11 protein-coding genes and 1 riboswitch are annotated in these 14,222 nt (G+C 54.5%); of the genes, 3 read left to right on the top strand and 8 right to left on the bottom strand.

The features are described 5' to 3' along the window. Positions 1-93: 93 nt before the first annotated feature. The 4 genes from polB to araB all read right to left on the bottom strand — a co-directional run bounded on the left by polB (position 94) and on the right by araB (position 6,551). On the bottom strand, positions 94-2,445 hold the full coding sequence (gene polB, locus RYZ59_RS09370) for a DNA polymerase II (RefSeq protein ID WP_318047547.1): 2,352 nt from the start codon (positions 2,443-2,445) through the stop codon (positions 94-96). 90 nt (positions 2,446-2,535) lie between these two features. Continuing rightward, positions 2,536-3,231: an L-ribulose-5-phosphate 4-epimerase gene (gene araD, locus RYZ59_RS09375; RefSeq protein WP_318047546.1), complete on the bottom strand. Its 696-nt coding sequence runs from the start codon at positions 3,229-3,231 to the stop codon at positions 2,536-2,538. Between the two features lie 97 nt (positions 3,232-3,328). Next, a complete protein-coding gene (gene araA, locus RYZ59_RS09380; RefSeq protein ID WP_318047545.1) occupies positions 3,329-4,831 on the bottom strand; it encodes an L-arabinose isomerase in 1,503 nt (500 codons plus the stop codon). Positions 4,832-4,841: 10 nt separating this feature from the next. Continuing rightward, positions 4,842-6,551, bottom strand: a complete 1,710-nt coding sequence (gene araB / locus RYZ59_RS09385) for a ribulokinase (RefSeq protein ID WP_137371171.1) — start codon at positions 6,549-6,551, stop codon at positions 4,842-4,844. A gap of 339 nt (positions 6,552-6,890) precedes the next feature. Between araB and araC the strand changes: the two genes are divergently transcribed. Continuing rightward, positions 6,891-7,736 carry an arabinose operon transcriptional regulator AraC gene (araC, locus tag RYZ59_RS09390; RefSeq protein WP_005124526.1) on the top strand — a complete coding sequence of 282 codons (846 nt, stop codon included), beginning with the start codon at positions 6,891-6,893 and terminating at the stop codon, positions 7,734-7,736. A 119-nt stretch (positions 7,737-7,855) separates the two neighbouring features. After that, complete coding sequence (locus tag RYZ59_RS09395; protein ID WP_318047540.1) at positions 7,856-8,623, top strand: DedA family protein; 768 nt, start codon at positions 7,856-7,858, stop codon at positions 8,621-8,623. A 44-nt stretch (positions 8,624-8,667) separates the two neighbouring features. On the opposite strand, the gene thiQ is transcribed toward RYZ59_RS09395, so the two are convergent. The 4 genes from thiQ to sgrR form a co-directional block, all read right to left on the bottom strand. Next, positions 8,668-9,366, bottom strand: coding sequence for a thiamine ABC transporter ATP-binding protein ThiQ (gene thiQ, locus RYZ59_RS09400; protein ID WP_318047538.1), 699 nt, complete (start codon positions 9,364-9,366; stop codon positions 8,668-8,670). Then, positions 9,350-10,960, bottom strand: a complete 1,611-nt coding sequence (gene thiP / locus RYZ59_RS09405; protein ID WP_318047536.1) for a thiamine/thiamine pyrophosphate ABC transporter permease ThiP — start codon at positions 10,958-10,960, stop codon at positions 9,350-9,352. The genes thiQ and thiP overlap by 17 nt, the downstream gene beginning before the upstream one ends. Then, positions 10,936-11,919 (bottom strand): thiamine ABC transporter substrate binding subunit, encoded by a 984-nt coding sequence (gene thiB, locus RYZ59_RS09410; protein WP_202039516.1) that lies wholly within the window; start codon positions 11,917-11,919, stop codon positions 10,936-10,938. The genes thiP and thiB overlap by 25 nt, the downstream gene beginning before the upstream one ends. A 232-nt stretch (positions 11,920-12,151) precedes the next feature. After that, positions 12,152-12,275: riboswitch (TPP riboswitch) on the bottom strand. Between the two features lie 46 nt (positions 12,276-12,321). Next, on the bottom strand, positions 12,322-13,977 hold the full coding sequence (gene sgrR / locus RYZ59_RS09415; protein ID WP_318047534.1) for an HTH-type transcriptional regulator SgrR: 1,656 nt from the start codon (positions 13,975-13,977) through the stop codon (positions 12,322-12,324). A 99-nt stretch (positions 13,978-14,076) separates the two neighbouring features. Here sgrR and sgrT point away from each other — a divergent pair, with 99 nt between their 5' ends. After that, positions 14,077-14,199: a glucose uptake inhibitor SgrT gene (gene sgrT / locus RYZ59_RS09420; protein ID WP_137383736.1), complete on the top strand. Its 123-nt coding sequence runs from the start codon at positions 14,077-14,079 to the stop codon at positions 14,197-14,199. Positions 14,200-14,222 lie beyond the last annotated feature (23 nt).

Below are 14,222 nucleotides of genomic sequence, written 5' to 3' on the forward strand. Positions count from 1 at the left end.
CTACCAGGCTAATAAATCAGTGGTAGTGGTGTTAAATGGGTCCAGAAATGGAAAGGGCGCTATGGTACTGGATGGCGGCGGTTTCGTCACGCGTCAAAATAACCCCAGTTGTCCTGTGAGTAGTGTAGCAAAATTATCATCAATAAAGGGAAGAATTCCCTCGGCTACCGGCTGGATCTGGCGGGTCAGATAGTGCTCGTAATCCAGGGGGGATTGTTGATAATCCACGGGTTCTGGGCCATTTACCGTCCAGACATATTTGATCGTCCCGCGATTTTGATACTGTGGTGGGCGGCCAAGTTTTGCATTCTGTTCATCGGCGAGTCGCGCCGCACGAACGTGCGGTGGGACATTGCGCTGGTATTCGCTTAACGGGCGGCGCAGACGTTTGCGATAAATCAGTTGTTCATCCAGTTCACCCGCCATCAGCTTGTCGATGGTCTCGCGGACAAACTCCTGATAAGGTTCGTTACGAAAAATTCGCAGGTACAGCGCCTGCTGAAACTGCTGTGCCAGCGGTGTCCAGTCGGTTCGTACCGTTTCCAGTCCCTTAAACACCATTCGTTGCTCAGCACCGTCCTGAATCATCCCCGCATAGCGTTTTTTACTGCCGGTATCTGCACCGCGAATGGTCGGCATTAGGAAGCGACAAAAATGGGTTTCAAACTCCAGCTCCAGCGCGCTGGTCAGATTTTGCTGCTTCAGCGATTGCGCCCACCAGGTGTTGACATAGCTCACCAGCTCCCGACCAATTTGGGCTGCATCGTCTTCTGAGTGCGCCTTTTTCAGCCAGACAAAGGTGGAATCGGTATCGCCATAGATGACATCGTAACCCTGAGCCTCAATTAACGCTTTGGTCTGGCGCATGATCGCATGGCCGCGCATGGTAATGGATGAGGCCAGTCTCGGGTCGAAAAAGCGACAGGCGGTGGTGCCCAGCACGCCGTAAAATGCGTTCATGATGATTTTCAACGCCTGCGAGAGCGGTTTATTGCCGTGGCGTTTCGCTTCGTCGCGCCCGTGCCAGATTTGGGTAACAATCTCCGGCAGGCAGTGCTTTTCGCGGGAGAACCACGCGTCGAGGAACCCTTCGGTGCTGTGCAACGGGTCCGGATGTGCCATCCCTTCGATAAGTCCCACGGGGTCGATCAAGAAAGTACGGATAATTGAGGGATACAGGCTTTTGTAATCCAGCACTAATACAGAGTCGTACAAACCCGGGCGCGAGTCCATCACGTAGCCGCCGGGGCTGGCATGAGGGGGAACTTCTCCCAGATTGGGCGCGACGTAACCGGCGCGGTGCATCCGCGGTAAGTAGAGGTGCCCGAAAGCGGCAACCGAACCGCCGTGCCGGTCGACAGGCAGACCGTTGACCGTCGAACGTTCCAGCAGAAACGGAATGATCTCGGTTTTATGAAAAATACGCGTGACCAGCTCACAGTCTTTGAGGTTGTAAGTGGCAAGAGCAGGCTTATCCTGGGCAAAACGGCGGTCAATTTCGTCCATTCTGTCCCAGGGATTATCAATCGACTTCCCTTCGCCAAGGAGTTCCTGCGATACCGTTTCCAGCGAGAATGACGAGAAATTCCAGAATGCGGATTTCAGCGCCTCAATGCCGTCAATAATCAGACGCCCTTTAGCCTGCGCGAAAAAAACACTGTTTTTAAAACCGTGCTCACGCCACTCCAGTTCGCTGTTGTCGCGGCCAAAACGCAGTGGGATACGATAACGTTCAGCATGATTTTGCAGGACGCGTAAATCGAACTGCACCACATTCCAACCGATGATCACATCAGGATCGTGATGGGCAATCCAGTCGTTAAGTTTTTCCAGCAGCAGCGGGCGGCTGGCGACATACTCAAGTTCAAAATCCAGCCGGGAGGCATCGCCATTCGGCGGGCCGAGCATATAGACAATACGCTGCCCGCAACCTTCAAGGCCAATGCAGTACAGCTCGCCGTGACGCGTTGTTTCGATATCCAGCGATACCCATTTCAACGGTGGTCGGTAGTCCGGGTTCGGTTTCAGCCGGGCATTAATCAGCGTGTTGTTTTGAGGCGTACCTTCGACCCAAACCGGGGAGGTAATAAAGCGTTCCATCAGATAACGTTCTGGCGGACGCACATCGGCCTCGTAAACCGTCACACCATTTTCACGCAGCAGTTTTTCCAGCCGCATAAGCTGGCGGTGCGAGCGGCAATACAGGCCTGAAACCGGTTGACGGTGGAAATCCTGGAGTGTGAGCGGTGTCAGCCGATAGCCGTTTTCTGTGCGTAATAATGACGTTACGCGAGGCGTCTGGTGTGTGGGGATAAACGCGACGGATTCCTGTGGCGCAAGCGTAACCAGCAGTGGCCCATTGTCCGTTGCCAGCCAAAATGAAACCTCTGTCCCCTGTGGGGTGTCCCGCCAGTGCCGGGTTAAAATAAAACCTGCTTGCGCCACGCTGCGTATCCATCAAAAAACCAGGCATTATTATAGCCTGGTTCTGATAGGTTAGCTGTGATTTTATACAGTTGTCATGTTCGACAGTGGTTACTGTCCGTAATACGCTTTAGCACCGTGTTTACGCAGGTAATGTTTATCCAGCAACGTTTGCTGCATATCCGGTAACTGCGGTGCGAGTTGGCGACAGAAGATGCCCATATAGGCGACTTCTTCCAGCACAATCGCGTTATGTACTGCATCCTCGGCATTTTTTCCCCATGCAAACGGGCCGTGAGAATGCACTAATACGCCAGGCATCTGTGCGGCATCAATCCCTTGTTTCTCAAAGGTTTCGACGATCACATTGCCGGTTTCCCATTCATATTCGCCGTTAATCTCGGCATCGGTCATTTTACGCGTGCAGGGGATGGCGCCATAGAAATAGTCCGCATGCGTTGTACCCGTGGCCGGGATTGACTGGCCCGCCTGCGCCCAGATGGTTGCGTGACGAGAATGGGTGTGAACAATGCCGCCAATCGTCGGGAATGCCTGGTACAGCAGACGGTGCGTTGGTGTATCAGAAGAGGGTTTTTTCTGGCCTTCCACCACTTCGCCTGTTGCGATGCTGACAACGACCATATCGTCGGCAGTCATGACGCTGTAATCGACACCGGATGGTTTAATCACAAATACGCCGCGCTCGCGATCGACGGCGCTAACGTTGCCCCAGGTCAGGGTGACCAGATTGTGCTTAGGCAACGCCAGATTGGCTTCCAGTACCTGACGTTTAAGATCTTCTAACATGTTAACTCCTGAATGCCGGACGGCGCTTCGCTTATCCGGCCTACAGTGGTTTGCAGGCCCGGTAGATGAAATGCCACCGGGCAATCCGTTTCGACAATTAACGTTTGAACCCGTAATACACTTCGTTCCAGCGCAGTGCGTCCTTAAAGGCCGGCAGGCGGGTGTCGTTATCGATCACTGCGATCTCAATATCGTGCATTTCAGCAAACTGACGCATATCGTTCAGATCCAACGCATGGCTAAAGACGGTGTGGTGCGCGCCGCCGGCGAGGATCCAGGCTTCAGATGCGGTTGGCAGATCCGGCTGGGCTTTCCACAGTGCGTTTGCCACCGGCAGTTTCGGCAGGTCATGTGGAGTGGGTACGGTGTCGATGCAGTTAACCAGCAGACGATAGCGATCGCCGAGATCGATCAGGCTGGCAACAACAGCAGGGCCGGTTTTAGTATTGAAGATCAGGCGGGCCGGATCGTCTTTACCACCAATGCCGAGGTGTTGTACGTCGAGGATCGGTTTTTCTTCCACCGAGATAGACGGGCACACTTCCAGCATGTGCGAGCCGAGCACCAGATCGTTGCCCTTCTCGAAGTGGTAGGTGTAATCCTCCATAAATGAGGTGCCGCCCTGCAGACCGGTTGACATCACCTTCATGATGCGAAGCAGAGCGGCAGTTTTCCAGTCGCCTTCGCCCGCAAAGCCGTAGCCCTGCTGCATCAGACGCTGTACGGCCAGACCCGGAAGTTGTTTCAGGCCGTGCAAATCTTCGAATGTTGTCGTAAAGGCGTGGAATCCGCCCTGTTCCAGGAAACGCTTCATGCCCAGTTCAATACGCGCCGCTTCCAGCACGTTTTGACGTTTGTCACCGTGGATCTGAGTGGCCGCTGTCATGGTGTAGGTGCTTTCGTACTCGTCGATCAGCGCGTTGATTTCGCCGTCGCTAATTGCGTTCACTACCTGCACCAGATCGCCTACGGCCCAGGTATTTACCGAGAAGCCGAACTTGATCTGCGCAGCGACTTTATCGCCGTCGGTGACCGCAACTTCACGCATGTTGTCGCCAAAGCGGCAGACTTTCAGGTGGCGGGTATCCTGTTTGGACACGGCCTGGCGCATCCAGGAACCGATACGTTCGTGTGCCTGTTTATCCTGCCAGTGACCGGTGACCACGGCATGCTGTTGACGCATACGCGCGCCGATGAAACCGAACTCACGGCCGCCGTGCGCGGTCTGGTTCAGGTTCATAAAGTCCATATCAATGCTGTTCCACGGCAGGGCGGCGTTAAACTGGGTGTGGAACTGCATCAGCGGTTTATTGAGGATCGCCAGGCCGTTGATCCACATTTTGGCCGGGGAGAAGGTATGCAGCCAGACCACCATCCCTGCGCAGCGATCGTCATAGTTGGCGTCACGACAAATAGCGGTGATTTCGTCAGGCGAGGTACCCAGCGGTTTTAAGACCAGTTTGCAGTGCAGTTTAGCTTCAGTATTCAGTGCGTTAACGACGTGCTCGGCATGTTGGGTTACCTGACGCAGTGTTTCAGGGCCATACAGATGCTGGCTACCAATCACAAACCACACTTCATAGTTATCAAAAATCGTCATTGTCGTGTCCTTAATGTGTCAGGGTTGCCAGATCTACCGGGGCTTGTTGCGCCGGAGCGGCAGTCGGAAGGTATTGTTGTTCAGCGCTTACTGCCCACTGTTGATAGCGGCGGTAGAGTTGTTCAAAACGTTGAGCCTGCTCTGGGCGTGGTTGCAGCGTGTTTTCCACGGCGCTTGCCATCTGCTGCTGAGCGGCAGGGATATCAGCGTGTACTTTCGCGGCAACGGCGGCGAAGATAGCCGCACCGAGCGCACAGCACTGGTCTGAAGCAACAATCTGTAGCGGACGGTTCAGCACGTCACAGCAAGCCTGCATGATGACCGGGTTCTTGCGCGCGATGCCGCCAAGCGCCATTACGTTGTTAACCGCAATACCCTGTTCGGTGAAGCATTCCATAATGGCGCGCGCACCAAAGGCGGTGGCGGCAATCAGACCACCGAACAGCGCTGGCGCGTCGGTTGCCAGATTCAAATCGGTAATTACGCCTTTCAGACGCTGGTTGGCATTGGGCGTACGGCGACCGTTGAACCAGTCGAGCACCACCGGCAGATGCTCCAGTGATGGATTTTTCGCCCAGGCTTCGGTGAGTGCAGGCAGCAGCTGTTTTTGACTGGCTTTAATCTGGGTCTGCAGTTCCGGATGCTGTGCGGCAAGCTGTTCCAGAGGCCAGCTCAGCACGCGGCTAAACCAGGCATAGATATCGCCGAATGCAGACTGACCAGCTTCGAGGCCAATAAAATTAGGTACCACGCTGCCATCAACCTGGCCGCAAATGCCTTTCACCGCACGCTCGCCAACGCTGTGCTTGTCGGCAATCAGAATGTCGCAGGTCGACGTGCCGATGACTTTCACCAGCGTGTTAGGCTGTGCACCTGCGCCGACCGCGCCCATATGGCAGTCAAAAGCGCCGCCTGCAATCACCACACTTTCCGGTAGTCCCAGACGCTGTGCCCACTCGGCGCACAGGGTGCCAACCGGCAGATCCGCGGTGAAGGTATCGGTAAACATTGGGTATTGCAGATGGCGGTTGAGGATGGGGTCGAGTTCGTCAAAGAAACTGGCTGGCGGCAGGCCACCCCAGCTTTCATGCCACAGGGATTTATGCCCGGCGCTGCAGCGACCGCGACGAATATCCTGTGGGCGTACGGTGTTGGAGAGCAGGGCCGGAACCCAGTCGCATAGCTCAATCCACGAGACCGCAGCTTCGGCTATCGCATGGTCCTGACGAGTTACATGCAGGATTTTGGCCCAGAACCATTCGCTGGAATAAATGCCGCCGATATAGCGGGAGTAATCTATCTTGCCTGGTGTGTGGCACAGGCGGGTGATTTCTTCAGCTTCTTCTACTGAGGTGTGATCTTTCCACAGGACAAACATTGCATTCGGGTTTTCCGCGAACTCCGGACGCAGCGCCAGCACGTTACCGTCTGCATCGATGGGTGCCGGGGTTGAACCGGTACTGTCAACGCCAATACCGACTACTTCCGCGCGCTGCTCAGCGCTCAGTTCGGCCAGTACGGTTTTCAGCGCCGCTTCCATGGATTCAATGTAGTCGCGCGGATGATGGCGAAACTGGTTGTTTGGGCCATCGCAATACTGCCCTTCCTGCCAACGTGGGTACCACTCAACGCTGGTGGCGATCTCTTCGCCGGTGGCACATTCCACCGCCAAAGCGCGTACTGAATCACTACCAAAATCGAGGCCAATTGCAATCGCCATCGTCTTACTCCATCCAAAAATACGGGTATGGATAAACAGTAGTGAGTAGCGATAAAAACCGTCAGGCAGGATCCGCTAATCTTATGGACTAAAATGCTGTGGCATCACAAAGTGTGACGCTGTGCAAATAATCAATGTGGACATTTCTGCCGTAGTTATAGACACTTTTGTTAGCCGATTTTGACGTTGGCGTAGCACATGTTTTTTACAAAGAGCTTTTCACAAGCGGGATTGGTGGTCCATTACCGCAAATACAGCGGTCCTCAGGGGCGACAGCGATGATGTCTGGCGTAATATGGACAAATTGTTTCTTGGCAGGATATAGGGAGTATTGAAATTATGGCTGAAACGCAAAACGATCCCCTGTTGCCAGGTTATTCGTTTAACGCACATTTGGTGGCCGGATTAACCCCCATTGAGGCGAATGGATACCTGGATTTTTTTATCGACAGGCCGCTGGGTATGAAGGGTTATATCCTTAATCTCACCATCCGCGGCGAAGGGGTTATCAATAATCAGGGGAAGCAGTTTGTCTGTCGACCTGGCGACATTTTGTTGTTCCCACCCGGCGAAATTCACCATTACGGACGCCATCCTGATGCCAGCGAGTGGTATCACCAGTGGGTCTACTTCCGACCGCGCGCCTATTGGCAGGAGTGGCTGGCCTGGCCGGCAATCTTTGCCCAGACCGGTTTTTTCCGCCCGGACGAAGCGCACCAGCCGCATTTTAACGAACTGTTTGGACAGATCATTCATGCCGGACAGGGGGAAGGGCGCTATTCCGAACTGCTGGCGATAAACCTGCTGGAGCAATTATTGCTCAGACGCATGGACGCGATTAACGAATCGCTGCATCCGCCGATGGATAACCGCGTGCGCGATGCCTGCCAGTACATCAGCGATCATCTGGCGGACAGTAATTTTGATATTGCCAGCGTTGCGCAGCACGTCTGCCTGTCACCGTCCCGGTTGTCGCATCTGTTTCGTCAGCAATTGGGTATCAGCGTATTAAGCTGGCGCGAAGATCAGCGCATCAGCCAGGCGAAGCTATTACTGAGTACCACACGTATGCCCATTGCCACCGTAGGTCGCAATGTTGGCTTTGACGATCAGCTCTATTTCTCCCGCGTTTTCAAAAAATGTACCGGTGCCAGTCCGAGCGAGTTTCGCGCTGGATGTGAATAAAAAGTGAATGATGTGTCCTGAAAGTTGTCATAACTCGCAATCTATTCAGCCAATTGATGGCTTGACGAAGTTGAGAAGGGTTAGCAGAATCCCTGCTTCGTAAATCTGACGGACACATTATGCAAGCATTGCTGGAACACTTTATTCTCCAGTCCGCCCTGTACTCTTTGATAGCTGTGCTTCTGGTGGCTTTTTTAGAGTCGCTGGCGCTGGTTGGCCTGATTCTACCAGGCACCGTGATGATGGCGGGGTTGGGCGCCTTAATTGGCAGTGGTGAACTGAATTTCTGGCATGCCTGGCTTGCAGGCATCGTTGGTTGCTTGTTGGGGGACTGGATCTCTTTCTGGCTGGGATGGCGCTTTAAAAAGCCGTTGCACCGTTGGTCCTTCATGAAAAAGAACAAAGCGTTGCTGGACAAGACCGAACACGCGCTACACCAGCACAGCATGTTTACTATTTTGGTGGGGCGTTTTGTGGGGCCGACGCGTCCACTGGTACCGATGGTGGCGGGAATGCTGGATCTGCCCGTCGCCAAATTCATCGTCCCCAATATCATCGGCTGTGTGTTGTGGCCTCCGTTCTATTTCCTGCCGGGGATTCTGGCGGGCGCGGCAATCGATATTCCTTCTGATATGCAGAGCGGAGATTTCAAATGGCTGCTGCTGGCGACTGCACTGCTGCTGTGGGTGGGTGGCTGGCTGTGTTGGCGACTGTGGCGCAGTGGCAAAGCGGCTGTCGATCGCTTAACCGCATATTTACCGCGTGGCCGCCTGCTGTATCTGGCGCCGCTGACGCTGGGGATTGGTGTGGTCGCGCTGGTGGCGTTATTGCGTCATCCACTGATGCCGGTGTATCTCGATATTTTGCGTAAAGTGGTAGGTTACTGACGATTCCTTTGCCGGATGGCGGCTTCGCCTTATCCGGCAACGCATTATGCTTTAATGCCCAATAGCGCCGAGGCGCTGGCGCTGCCGCTTAACAGATCGTCCGTTTTGCCTTGCCATGCAATGCGCCCATCGGCGACCACAATTGAACGTGGTGCAATGCGTGCCACATCTTCAACGCTATGGGAAACCATCAGCATCGTCAGTTGTTTGTCACGACAAACTTCGGCAACCAGCGATAACATCTCCTGGCGCAACGCCGGGTCGAGTGCAGAGAACGGCTCATCAAGCAGTAAAACAGGTTGCTCGCGAACCAGACAACGCGCCAGCGCCACACGTTGCCGTTGACCGCCGGAAAGCTCGCCGGGAAGCCTGTCCAGCAGGTTATCAAGACCCATTTGTTGGGCGATGTGCTGTAGTTTCTCACGCTGAGACGCGTTCAGTTTTAATCCCGGATTCAGACCCAGGCCGATGTTTTGCTGCACGTTCAGATGGCTGAACAGGTTGTTTTCCTGAAACAGCATGGAAACAGGACGACGAGAGGGCGGTGTAGCGGTGTGATCTTCGCCTTCAATCATCATTGTGCCGCTGGCAGGCGCCAGAAATCCGGCAATCAGATTCAATAGCGTGCTTTTCCCGGCGCCGCTTGGCCCGAGCACCGCGACCTGCTCACCGCGCGCCACCGATAATGTGAAACGCATGGGTAAGTGGTGATAAAGCCATGTAATATCAATCAGTTTTAACATTTCGTCCCGGCAATTTCTCAATAACGGTAAACAGCGTGAAGCACAGGATCAGCAACAATAACGCAGTAACAGCGCCATCCCGACTGCGGTAAGATCCAATCTGTTGATACAAATAAAACGGCAGGGTGCGGAAATCTTCATTGCCGAACAGGGCGACTACGCCAAAATCACCAATCGACAGGACACAGGCAAAGGCCATCGCCTGCGCCAGCGGGCGTTTCAGGGCGCGTAGTTCAACCACTTTTAGCCGTGACCATCCTTCAATGCCCAAAGACTGACACAACATACTGTAGCGTGCGGTCACATCGCGCATCGGGTTTTCCAGCACTTTCAGCGCGTAAGGGATCGCCATCAGCGCATTGGTGAAAATCACGATGGCGTCAGCCGATTCCGGTAACCCAATGCTGCTATTGAGCAGCAAAAAGAACCCGGTGGCCAGCACGATACCCGGCATGGCGAGTATCATCATACCGCTCAGTTCCAGCGCCTGACCTGCCAATACCTGCTGCCGGGCGCGCAGTTCGCGGCTACTCCACAGCAGCATCATCGTCAGAATGACGCACAATATGCCTGCCGCCAGCGCGATGCGCAGTGACGTCCCCAGAGCTTGCCACAGCACTGGCTGCGTAAGCACATCCAGTACATTGCGGTTTAAACCATCGACAATCACCGCCAGCAACGGCGGAAGCAACAGCAACAGCGCGAGAACAATCAGTATTAAGTCAGTCAGTCGGCTGTGTAGGCGATCGTCAGGATCGCGCCAGCCTTGTACCAGCGTCGTGCCGGGCGCAATGGCGCGACTCAACCGTTGGCTGAGCAGTACCAGCGCTAAACAGCAAACCATTTGGATCAGGGCCAGCATAGCCGCCCGCGCGGGATCGTAATCAAAGCTTAGTGCCTGATAGATAGCCAGCTCGATAGTGGTTGCCTGCGGTCCGCCGCCGAGCGACAGCACGGTGGCGAAGCTGGCGAAACACAGCATAAAGATAAGTGCTGCTACGGGAAGGATCTGACGACGCAGCCACGGCCATTCGACAAAACGGAAGAAATGCCAGCCGCGCATCCCTAACTGTGCGGCTAACTGTCGCTGTTCGCCGGGGATGTTCTCCAGCGATTGCAGCAGTAGGCGACTGGCCATCGGCAGGTTGAAAAAGACATGTGCCAGCAGAATACCCTGTAAGCCGTAAGGCGAAAACGTCCACTCCAGCCCGAATGTGTGCCAGAGCGAGGCCAGCCAGCCCTGACGACCATATACGCTAAGGATGCCGAATACGGCGACCAGCACCGGCAAGATCAGCGTCATCGCGCACAGGCGCAACAGGGCCAGACGTCCGGGAAAGCGCCGGCGATAGAGCGCTCTGGCGAGGAAAATCGCCGGGATAACGGACAACGCTGCGGATAAAAATGCCTGCCAGAAAGAAAAGCGCACCACATGCCACAGGTAGCTGTCCTGCCAGAGCGATAACCATTCTCCCTGCGGTGCGTTAAACCACAGCGCCAGAAATGCGGCTAGCGCGACAGCCACCATCAATGTGGCAGCTGAAAGCCCTGGGATCAGCCAGCCGGGAATTAACGGCTGACGGCGCGTTGCCATTCGCTAATCCATGCCTGACGCTGGGCAGCAACTTGCTGCGGGGTAAATTCCAGTGCGTTGACCGGTTTTTCCAGTTGCTCAAATCCTGGCGGCAGGGTGACCTGCGTCACCGGATACATCCAGTTGCCCGTTGGGATCGCATTCTGGAATGCCGGAGATACCATAAATTTCAGAAATTTTTCCGCCAACTCCGGTTGCTTGCTGGCTGCGGTACGTGCGGCAACTTCCACCTGCAGATAGTGACCTTCGCTAAAGTTAGCGGCGGCGTAGTTACCCTTTTTCTCTTCGATGATGTGATAGGCGGGAGAGGTGGTGTAGCTCAACACCAGGTCGCTTTCACCCTTCAGGAACAGGCCGTAGGCCTCACTCCAGCCTTTGGTGACGGTGACGGTTTTTGCCGCCAGTTTCTGCCATGCCTGCGGCGCTTTATCACCATAGACTTTTTGCATCCACAGCAGCAGCCCCAGACCCGGCGTGCTGGTACGCGGATCCTGGTAGATTACGCGCCATTTCTGGTCGCTTTCTACCAGTTCCTTCAGACTCTTCGGCGGGTTTTTCAGCTTGTTTTTATCATAAACAAAGGCGAAATAACCGTAATCAAATGGGACAAAGGTGTCGTTTTTCCAGCCGCCTGGCACACTGACTGCATTCTCCGGCACGTTGCTTTTAGCGAACAGCCCGGTTTGCGTAGCGGCAGCCAGAAGGTTGTTGTCCAGTCCCAGTACGACGTCAGCTTTGCTGTTTTTTCCTTCCATACGCAGGCGGTTTAGCAACGATACGCCATCCTCTAACGCGACCAGTTTCAGCTCGCAGTTGCAGTCAGCTTCAAAGGCTTTTTTGATTGTCGGGCCCGGGCCCCAGTCAGCAGCGAACGAGTCGTAGGTATAGACGGTCAGTACAGGTTTAGCGAAGGCAGGCGCCGCGCACAGCAGTACAAGCGGAAGACATTTTTTAAACACTTTGCACCTCATAAAGTAAAACTCTAAATAATTCGAGTTGCAGGAAGGCGGCGACGCAGCGCATCCCCAGGAGCGTACAGGTAGTACGTGACTGGGGTGAGCGACAAACCTGCCGGGAGCAGATTTGAACGCTGCTTGCAGCGGCCCTGAAAGGGCGAGGCCCATGGATGGGCCGAGTAATAAAGCCAACGCATCTACAGCTTGAAGTATGACGAGTTAGGTGGCAAAGGACTTGAGCTACAGCCTCAAATCCCTTCGCCGGCATTATCCGGATCAGGTTCGACGGGTATCTCTCAGCCCATACGCAGATCGAATGATTTTGTGTATGTTTTTATTTAGCACCCCGTTGAGAACGGCGTTAGTGTAATGATTTTGTTGCTATGCGGCAATCAAGAGCCGGATCTAAGGATCCGGTGGTGCAAACCACGCCGATTTAAAATCAAACCAGCCGAGGGTGTTCATGCGTAACCCGCGCATACTGCGCTGTCCCTGAATGATCAACCAGTGGTGGATCAATGGCACAATGGCCTTTGTGGCGAGCAACTGTTGGCACCATGCCGCCAGGCTCATTTCACCGGTTCGCCAGCGGGCGGCATCGTTTTCCCAGTCCCGCGAGATACAGTTTTGCAGCAACGGGACTTCGCACAAATGGGCGAACAGCGAGAAGTCCAGCGGTAGGGTAAAGTTGGCGCTGTTTAGCCAGATATCGCTGACTATTTCACCTGCATGCCATTGATCGTAGTCGATCTCCTGAATATTCAGTTGCACCTGATGCTGCGCCAGCAACGTTTTCATGATCTGCGCGATAATCCGGTGTTCGATATGATCGCGATAGTAAGTGAGCGTCAGCGTTTCCAGTCCGGCTGGTTTTTCACCATGGCCGGGTTTGGCGTGGTGCCAGCGGGGGAGTAAACCATAGGCGGGGAACCACAGTCGCTGATACTGTTCATCGGCGTGGCAGATTAAATGGGTTGGCGAGAGTACGCGGCTAGCCCACTCGCGGACCTCCTGATTAGCGCCGCGGTGGGTACGCGTATCAAACAGCAGGTAGTAGCAACCTTCTTCGAGGCGGCTTTCGATTGCCTTTTCATCCTCTGTGGGACCTTTTAGCGTCAACCCGCCGCCAGGCTCTTCTCCGATGTCGGGTAATACCCAAACGTTAACTTCGTCGATCAGCGCCCGGTAGCCAAAGTAATCATCAAATGCATGAATTTTCAGTTGGTTATTGGTGTTTCGTATTACCGCATACGGGCCAGTCCCAATCGGGTGACTGGAGAAATTGTTTAGCGTTTCCCATTCTCGCGGCAGGATCATGGCGGGGACCTGCCCCAATAGCCAGGGAAGCCAGCGGTCTGGCTGGGCCAGATGGATATCCAGCGTCCAGGCCGTGGGAGAGACGATCTGGGTAATATGTGAGTACAGCGGCAACGTATTAATGCGGGTCAGTGAGGCGATCACATCGTCCATTTCCAGCTCACGACCGTGGTGAAAATGAATCCCCGGGCGTAGAAAGAATCGCCAGTGTAAAGGTGATATCTGCTGCCAGTGATGGGCAATATCCGCTTCCAGTTCCCCATTTTCCTCATTTACACGGGTTAAGGCGCTGAAGATTTGCCGGGCGATATGGGTTTCGGAACGACGTAATGCCGTACCGGGCAGCAGGTTGCGCATCGGTCGATAATACAGGACGCGCATGATGTGCCGCCCCTGGCGAAAGCTGCGGCCAAGGTGGGAGACCAGCATCTGCCGTACGGCGGTTTTGTCACCGACCAGCTGTACCAGTTGATCGATGCGATCCTGTTCCAGCAGGTCCTCTGCCCGCTGCTGCTGGAGCGCCAGCCCGGTATAGAGGAATGTCAGGCGTGAGCGTTTACCCCGACCGACCTCCGCTTCCCATGTTAACCAGCCGCGTTCCTGCATGGTGTTGAGCAGGGTTCGCATATGGCGGCGCGAGCAGCTAAGCAGCTCCGCCAGCTCGTTCAGCGTCGTGTCTTGCGTTTTGCCGTCACAGCATTGCCACAGACGGATGAACTGTTGTTGCAAACGACCAGAAGACATAAAAGGGGAACTCCTGCAAAAAACTCAGCAATTTTATTATCCTTATATTAAGCCAATAATAGATTCCGATGAAGCGATGAGACAACGAAGGGGTCATCTATGCGTCAGTTCTATATGAAGTACTTTACCGCGACAGAGAAATCGTCCTGGTTGGCTTGCCTGAGCGCACCGCAGCGCTTAAAGATGCTCGAAGATCTGATGCAGTGGGAGGTGACAGCCTGACTCCTGAATTGGGAATTGCAGAC

Source organism: Citrobacter sp. HN-141 (assembly GCF_033341895.1).
Taxonomy (GTDB): domain Bacteria; phylum Pseudomonadota; class Gammaproteobacteria; order Enterobacterales; family Enterobacteriaceae; genus Citrobacter.

What these genes read in the sequence shown, in the direction of transcription:
- araB (WP_137371171.1), bottom strand. Translation starts at nt 6,551, where the DNA reads ATGGCGATTGCAATTGGCCTCGATTTTGGTAGTGATTCAGTACGCGCT.
- araD (WP_318047546.1), bottom strand. Translation starts at nt 3,231, where the DNA reads ATGTTAGAAGATCTTAAACGTCAGGTACTGGAAGCCAATCTGGCGTTG.
- araA (WP_318047545.1), bottom strand. Translation starts at nt 4,831, where the DNA reads ATGACGATTTTTGATAACTATGAAGTGTGGTTTGTGATTGGTAGCCAG.
- sgrR (WP_318047534.1), bottom strand. Translation starts at nt 13,977, where the DNA reads ATGTCTTCTGGTCGTTTGCAACAACAGTTCATCCGTCTGTGGCAATGC.
- RYZ59_RS09395 (WP_318047540.1), top strand. Translation starts at nt 7,856, where the DNA reads ATGCAAGCATTGCTGGAACACTTTATTCTCCAGTCCGCCCTGTACTCT.
- araC (WP_005124526.1), top strand. Translation starts at nt 6,891, where the DNA reads ATGGCTGAAACGCAAAACGATCCCCTGTTGCCAGGTTATTCGTTTAAC.
- thiP (WP_318047536.1), bottom strand. Translation starts at nt 10,960, where the DNA reads ATGGCAACGCGCCGTCAGCCGTTAATTCCCGGCTGGCTGATCCCAGGG.
- sgrT (WP_137383736.1), top strand. Translation starts at nt 14,077, where the DNA reads ATGCGTCAGTTCTATATGAAGTACTTTACCGCGACAGAGAAATCGTCC.
- thiQ (WP_318047538.1), bottom strand. Translation starts at nt 9,366, where the DNA reads ATGTTAAAACTGATTGATATTACATGGCTTTATCACCACTTACCCATG.